The organism is Pseudomonas sp. HP_01 (assembly GCF_055284355.1).
In genome coordinates this window covers 115,643-122,005 of sequence record NZ_JBTOPV010000007.1, presented here as the reverse complement: position 1 = coordinate 122,005, position 6,363 = coordinate 115,643, and the positions used below count along the sequence as shown (strand labels likewise).

General features: G+C 60.7%; 6 protein-coding genes. 4 read left to right on the top strand and 2 right to left on the bottom strand.

The annotated features are described in order from the left end of the window. Positions 1 to 148 precede the first annotated feature (148 nt). Complete coding sequence (locus ACYAR8_RS06495; protein ID WP_463579412.1) at positions 149 to 1,051, bottom strand: acyltransferase; 903 nt, start codon at positions 1,049 to 1,051, stop codon at positions 149 to 151. Positions 1,052 to 1,269: 218 nt separating this feature from the next. On the opposite strand from ACYAR8_RS06495, the gene rloA2 reads away from it, so the two are divergent. The 4 genes from rloA2 to creD all read left to right on the top strand — a co-directional run bounded on the left by rloA2 (position 1,270) and on the right by creD (position 5,458). Further along, the gene (rloA2, locus tag ACYAR8_RS06490) at positions 1,270 to 1,770 is read left to right on the top strand and encodes a retropepsin-like aspartic peptidase RloA2 (RefSeq protein ID WP_065991278.1); all 501 of its coding nucleotides are present in this window, start codon (positions 1,270 to 1,272) and stop codon (positions 1,768 to 1,770) included. Positions 1,771 to 1,829: 59 nt separating this feature from the next. After that, the gene (gene creB / locus ACYAR8_RS06485) at positions 1,830 to 2,510 is read left to right on the top strand and encodes a two-component system response regulator CreB (protein ID WP_074886806.1); all 681 of its coding nucleotides are present in this window, start codon (positions 1,830 to 1,832) and stop codon (positions 2,508 to 2,510) included. Next, positions 2,510 to 3,940: a two-component system sensor histidine kinase CreC gene (creC, locus tag ACYAR8_RS06480; protein ID WP_463579411.1), complete on the top strand. Its 1,431-nt coding sequence runs from the start codon at positions 2,510 to 2,512 to the stop codon at positions 3,938 to 3,940. Before creB ends, creC begins: the two co-directional genes overlap by 1 nt. 141 nt (positions 3,941 to 4,081) lie before the next feature. Next, entirely contained in the window at positions 4,082 to 5,458 is a 1,377-nt protein-coding gene (gene creD, locus ACYAR8_RS06475) for a cell envelope integrity protein CreD (RefSeq protein ID WP_463579410.1), read from the top strand. Between the two features lie 182 nt (positions 5,459 to 5,640). Here the strand turns inward: creD and ACYAR8_RS06470 are convergent, their stop codons facing one another. Next, complete coding sequence (locus ACYAR8_RS06470; protein ID WP_463579409.1) at positions 5,641 to 6,270, bottom strand: glutathione S-transferase family protein; 630 nt, start codon at positions 6,268 to 6,270, stop codon at positions 5,641 to 5,643. Positions 6,271 to 6,363: the final 93 nt, after the last annotated feature.

Below are 6,363 nucleotides of genomic sequence, written 5' to 3'. Positions count from 1 at the left end.
CCCCCCCCCCCCCCCCCCCCCCCCCCCCCCCCCCCCCCCCCCCCCCCCCCCCCCCCCCCCCCCCCCCCCCGCCCCCCCCCCCCCCCCCCCCGCCCCCCCCCCCCCCCCCCACCCCCCCCCCCCCCCCCCCCCCCCCCCCCCCCCGCTCCTACAAGGGGCATGCGTCTGCCGGGTTATCCCGCAACCCGGCGATCCGTGCATCCTTCTCTTCCCACAGCCGGTTGACCCAGTCCTGCACATACACGCGGAACACCGGGTCATTTTCGTAATCGCCCTGCCACAGCGCGGGGTCGAGTTCGCGGGTCCTGATGTCGACGATCACCCGCGGCACTCGTCCTGATAGCAAGTCCCAAAATCCCGGGATGCGCTCGCTCGGATACACGACCGTCACATCGAGCACCGCGTCCAGTTGCTCACCCATCGCCGCCAGCACGAAGGCGACGCCGCCTGCCTTGGGCTTGAGCAAGTAACGGTAGGGTGAAGCTTGCTCGGCTTTTTTGGCCGGGGTGAAGCGTGTGCCTTCCAGATAATTCACCACGGTCACAGGCTGACGTTTGAATAGCTCGCATGCCTCGCGGGTGATCTCCAGATCCTTGCCTTTGAGCTCGGGATGTCTGGCCAGAAACGCCTTGGTGTAGCGCTTCATGAACGGGTAATCGAGTGCCCACCACGCCAGCCCCAGGAACGGCACCCAGATCAGCTCTTTCTTCAGGAAGAACTTGAAGAAGGGCGTACGTCGGTTCAACGCCTGCACCAGCGCCGGGATGTCTACCCACGACTGATGGTTACCGATGACCAGATAGGACGTATCGCCACGCAGGCCTTCGTCGCCGCGGATTTCCCATCGGGTCGGCAGGCAAATTTTGAAAATCAGCTTGTTGATTTCACACCAGGTCTCGGCGATCCACATCACTGCCGCCGAGCAGTTGTCGCGCATCTCGCTCTGGAACACCAACTTGAGCAGCGCAAAGACCATCAGTGGGCCGATCAGCACCAGCGTATTGAGCAGAAGCAGCAGCGTGACGGCAATTCCGGTGAGCAGGTGACGCATAAGGCACTCGCGGTCGACAGGGTGGCGCGCAATGATAAGCAGGCCGGGCGGTTGGCGCAAAATCCTGGCGATACCGACGAATGTTTCACGCCTTTGTCAGTAGGCTCCCTATGCTTGGCTCGCTTGGCCCTGAGCGCGAAGCCTGCCGCGAACCATCGGCAGAGTGACGGTCTAAACCGGGCACACGCCCCGCCCATTCATCACGAGGAATCAGATCCGTGAAATCCCTTCTGGCGCTTATGTCTTTGCTGGCGTTGCCTGTCATGGCTGCCGAACCGACGTTGTACGGTCGTTACGAATACATTCAGGTCTCGGAGATCGGCGAGACATTCAAAGCCAAGATGGACACCGGCGCGTTGACCGCATCGCTGTCGGCCAAGGACATCGAACTGTTCAAGCGCGATGGCGATGACTGGGTGCGTTTCCGTCTGGCGACCAAGGACGCCGACAGCAAAGTCTACGAGCACAAGGTGTCGCGCATCAGCCGGATCAAAGGCCGTTCCGAAGGCGACGATGACGAAGAGCCGGCCGATCCCACCAAGCGCCCGGTTGTCGATCTTGAGCTGTGCCTGGGCAACGTGAAACGCACCGTTGAGGTCAACCTCGTCGACCGCAGTCACTTCAACTACCCCCTGCTGATCGGCGCGAAAGCCCTGCGCGAATTCGGCGCGGCGGTTAACCCGGCCCGTCGTTATACGGCCGACAAGCCTGAGTGCTGATTGACGCGCGGGACTGATATCCGGCACCGTTCCGGCTTTACGCCACGTGCTCGGATGCCATGCCCCACATTCTCATTGTCGAAGACGAAGCCGCCATTGCCGATACCCTCATCTATGCCCTGCAGGGCGAGGGTTTCACCACCGCCTGGCTAACGCTGGGACAGGCGGCGGTCGCCCTGCAACGCGAGACGCCCGCCGACCTGATCATCCTCGACATCGGCCTGCCCGATATCAGCGGCTTCGAAGCCTGCAAACAACTGCGTCGGTTTACCGAAGTGCCGGTGATGTTTCTGAGCGCCCGTGATGGTGAGATCGATCGCGTGGTGGGACTGGAAATAGGCGCGGATGACTACGTCGTCAAGCCGTTCAGCCCGCGTGAAGTCACTGCACGGGTCAAGGCGATCCTCAAACGAATCGCGCCTCGAGTCGACGCAACCTCCTCCAGCGGTCATTTTTCAGTTGATCCCGAGCGCGTGCTGATCAGCTATCGCGGCCAGCCCATGAGCCTGACGCGACACGAGTTTCGCCTTCTGCACTGCCTGCTGGAGCAACCCCGACGGGTGTTTAGCCGAGAGCAGTTACTCGATGCGGTCGGCGTTGCCAGCGATGCCGGCTACGAGCGCAGCATCGACAGCCATATCAAAAGCGTCCGCGCCAAGTTGCGGGCGATCGTGGCCGAGGCCGAGCCGATTCAGACCCATCGCGGTCTCGGCTACAGCTACAGCCCGGATCACAGCTGATGCGGCTGGGCCTGCGGATTTTTCTGGTCTATGCGCTGTTCATTGGCCTGACGGGGTATTTCGTCCTCAACACGGTGATGAAAGAGGTGCGCCCTGGCGTTCGGCAATCCACTGAAGAAACGTTGGTGGACACCGCGAACCTTCTTGCCGAGGTGCTGCAGGCCGACGTTAGAGCGGGCACCTTGAGCCAGAGCCGCTTTCCGCAAGTGCTCACGGCCTATGGGTTGCGACAGCCGGACGCGAAGATCTGGGGCATGCCAAAGAATCAGGTCAATAACCGCGTGTATGTGACCGACGCCCACGGCATTGTTTTGCTCGACTCCAGTGGCGAGGCCGTGGGGCAGGATTATTCACGCTGGAATGATGTTTTTCTTACCTTGCGTGGCCAATATGGCGCGCGCTCAACCCGCAGCGATCCTCAGGACCCTAACTCATCGGTCATGCACGTTGGCGCGCCGATTCGCGACGGTGACCGCATCATTGGTGTCGTGACCGTGGCCAAACCCAATAGCTCGCTGCAGCCTTACGTGGACCGGACAGAGCGGCGTCTGCTGTATTACGGCGCGGGGCTGATCGTCCTGGGATTGATGTTCGCTGCGTTGCTGTCGTGGTGGGTGAGCAGTGCGCTGCGTCGATTGACCGAATACGCCCAGGCCGTGAGCGAAGGGCGCCGCGTCGAGCTGCCCCGTTATCGAGGCGGTGAGCTGGCGCAGTTGTCTGCAGCCGTCGAGCACATGCGCACACAGCTGGAAGGCAAGGACTACGTCGAGCGCTATGTGCACACCCTGACCCATGAATTGAAGAGCCCGCTCGCCGCGATTCGCGGTGCTGCCGAGCTGTTGCAGGGCGACATGCCCGCCGATCAGCGGCAGCGCTTCGTCAGCAACATCGATAACGAAAGCGCGCGCGTCCAGCAGTTGATCGAACGGCTGCTGAATCTGGCCATGGTCGAACAGCGCCAAGGACTGGAAGAGCGCGTCCTGGTGCCACTTGCCGGGCTCATCGAGGACACGCTGGCGGCGCAGGCCGCGCGCATCGAGCGCAAGGGTTTGATCGTCGAACGGCTGATTACGGCTGAGCTGTTTGTGACCGGGGAGCGCTTTCTGTTGCGCCAAGCGTTCTCCAATTTGCTCTACAACGCGCTGGACTTCACGCCAGACGGAGGCACGTTGCGCTTCAGCGCCGAGCGGGACAGCGAGCGCGTGAAGGTGCTGTTTTTCAACAGCGCCGACCCCATTCCCGAGTACGCGCTGCCTCGCCTGAGTGAGCGCTTCTATTCCCTGCCCCGGCCCGACAGTGGCCGCAAGAGCACTGGTCTTGGGCTCAACTTCGTTGAAGAAGTGATGCAGTTGCATGGTGGGGAAATGCAGATACGGAATGTTGCAGGCGGGGTGATGGTGGTGTTGCAGCTGCGCGTATCGCTGCGATAAAACAAGCCGGCCCGTTAACGTTGTAGATCTGGAGGGGCAAGGGTTTCATCGCCCGAAACACTCCACACAATCTCCACACTTCCCCCACGATGGCTCCACACAGACTTTTCAGAATCTCCCCATTAAAACCGGGAGAATTCGATGAACAAGGGCATGTCGTTTTACAAGGTGGGAATGATCGGTCTGTTGATACTGGCGCTGATGATCCCGTTGATGATGATCAATGGCCTCATCCAGGATCGACAGAGCAGGCGCGACGAAGTGGTCGAAGACATCGCGCGCAGCTCCAGCTACAGCCAGCACATCAGCGGGCCGCTATTGATCGTGCCGTATCGCAAGTTGACCCGGATCTGGAAGCTCAATGCGGAGTCTCGTGAGCGATATCAGGAAACGGTTGAGGAAAAGGGCCGCTTGTATTTCCTTCCCGAGCGCTTTGAACTGGACGGCAAGGTCCAGACCGAAGTGCGTTCGCGCGGCATTTACGAGGCTCGCCTTTATCACGCCGATAACACGCTAAGCGGCCAGTTTGTGCTGCCCGAGCACTTTGGCCTGGGCAATGATTTCGACGACTACCGGTTCGATGCCCCTTTTCTGGCTGTCGGCATTACAGATGTTCGTGGTATCGAAAGTGCGCTGAAGCTCGATCTCAATGGCGAGCAACTGGACTTCGTTCCAGGTACCGACGTGGCGCTGTTGGGGGAGGGCGTCAGCGTCGTGCTGCCGCTGGAAACGGGCGTCGAGCAGAAGCGCCTGAATTTCGCGTTCGATCTTCGTCTGCAGGGCACTGGAAAGTTGCAGATCACCCCGGTGGGCAAATCGAGTGTTGTACGGGTGTCGGCTGACTGGCCGCATCCCAGCTTCATCGGCAACTACCTGCCCGCCAGTCGCGACGTTTCCGAGCAAGGCTTCACCGCCAATTGGCAGACTTCTTTCTTCGCAACCAATCTGCAGGAAATTCTCAACCGCTGTTCATCCAGCGAAGTGTGTTCCGAGTTCGCCGGTCGCAGTTTCGGCGTGAGCTTCATATCGCCAGTCGACCAGTACCTCAAGAGCGATCGCTCGATCAAATATGCGCTGCTCTTCATCACGCTCACGTTCGCGGGCTTCCTGCTGTTCGAAGTACTCAAAGGGCTGGCGGTCCACCCGGTGCAATACGCTCTGGTCGGTGCGTCGCTGGCGTTGTTCTATCTGCTGTTGTTGTCGCTGTCCGAACACCTGGGCTTCACGCTCGCGTACCTGGTGTCGGCCAGTGCCTGTGTGGCGCTGATCGGGTTCTACGTCTGCCATGTGCTTGGCAGCGTTCGTCACGGACTGGCTTTCGGCGTGGCGCTGGGAATCCTGTATGCATTGCTTTACGGCCTGCTCGGTGCCGAAGACTACGCCTTGCTGATGGGGGCGTTGCTGCTGTTCGGTGTCCTCGGCGTGTTCATGGTGCTGACGCGCAAACTGGACTGGTATGCCCTCGCGCAACGTCCCGCAAAACCTGCCGGGTTGGTGGTCGAGGTGAGTCATGAGTAGTCGGGTGGGACTGCGTGAAGACCAGCAGATCGGGCACGGGCTTGCAGTGGAGATAGCGAACTGGCTGCGGACTGACGAAGGCCGATTCCCTCGCGGTCCGACAGCGCAGCCCTCATCGAGGCGGATTGATCCGCGGCGCGCGAATGAATCCGACTTCGTTGATATCTGTGATTTGAAAGCAATCAGGCAGGCGGCTGAGTCTCCAGCATCGATGGCCGCTGACTGACTTCGTAATACCAGTTCGCCAGTCGCGGGTAGCTGCTGCGCCAGCCCAGATTCGGCTGGCGAAAATCCAGATAGCCCAGCGCACAGGCCACGCTGATCGACGCGACGTCGAAGTGCGTACTCAATTCAGTGACGGCTTCGGCTTCGAAGTAGGCCAGCGTGCGAGCGATTTTTTCCTGCTGGGCGTCGAGCCATTCCGACCAGTGTTTTTCCTCGGGCCGCAGGAAGGTCTCGTAACGGATGAGCAGCGCAGCGTCCATAAGGGCATCGGCCAGCGACGCAAGCGTCAACCGCCGCCAGCGCGCCGAGCCTTCTTTGGGAATGAGAGGGTTGCCGACGTGCTGTTGATCCAGGTATTCGAGAATCACCCGGCTGTCATGGATCACGTTGTCGTCGGCCAGACACAGCGCCGGAATTTTTCCGCACGGATTGTCGCGACAGACTTCAACGTCGGGGCTGACAGGGGTAAGCGCTACTGCTTTCAGACTCACCCGGTTTGACTGTCCGGTTTCATGAAGCAAGATCATCACCTTGCGCGCGAAGGGCGAAGCGGCGTTGTAATACAGCGTCATGCTGGGCGCAGACATGGACATTCCTCTGATCGGCCTGGCCCTCCAGACTAGTGAGGGCAAGGACGCTGCGCAATATCCCCATGGGTTGCCGGGCCGATTTACGACGGC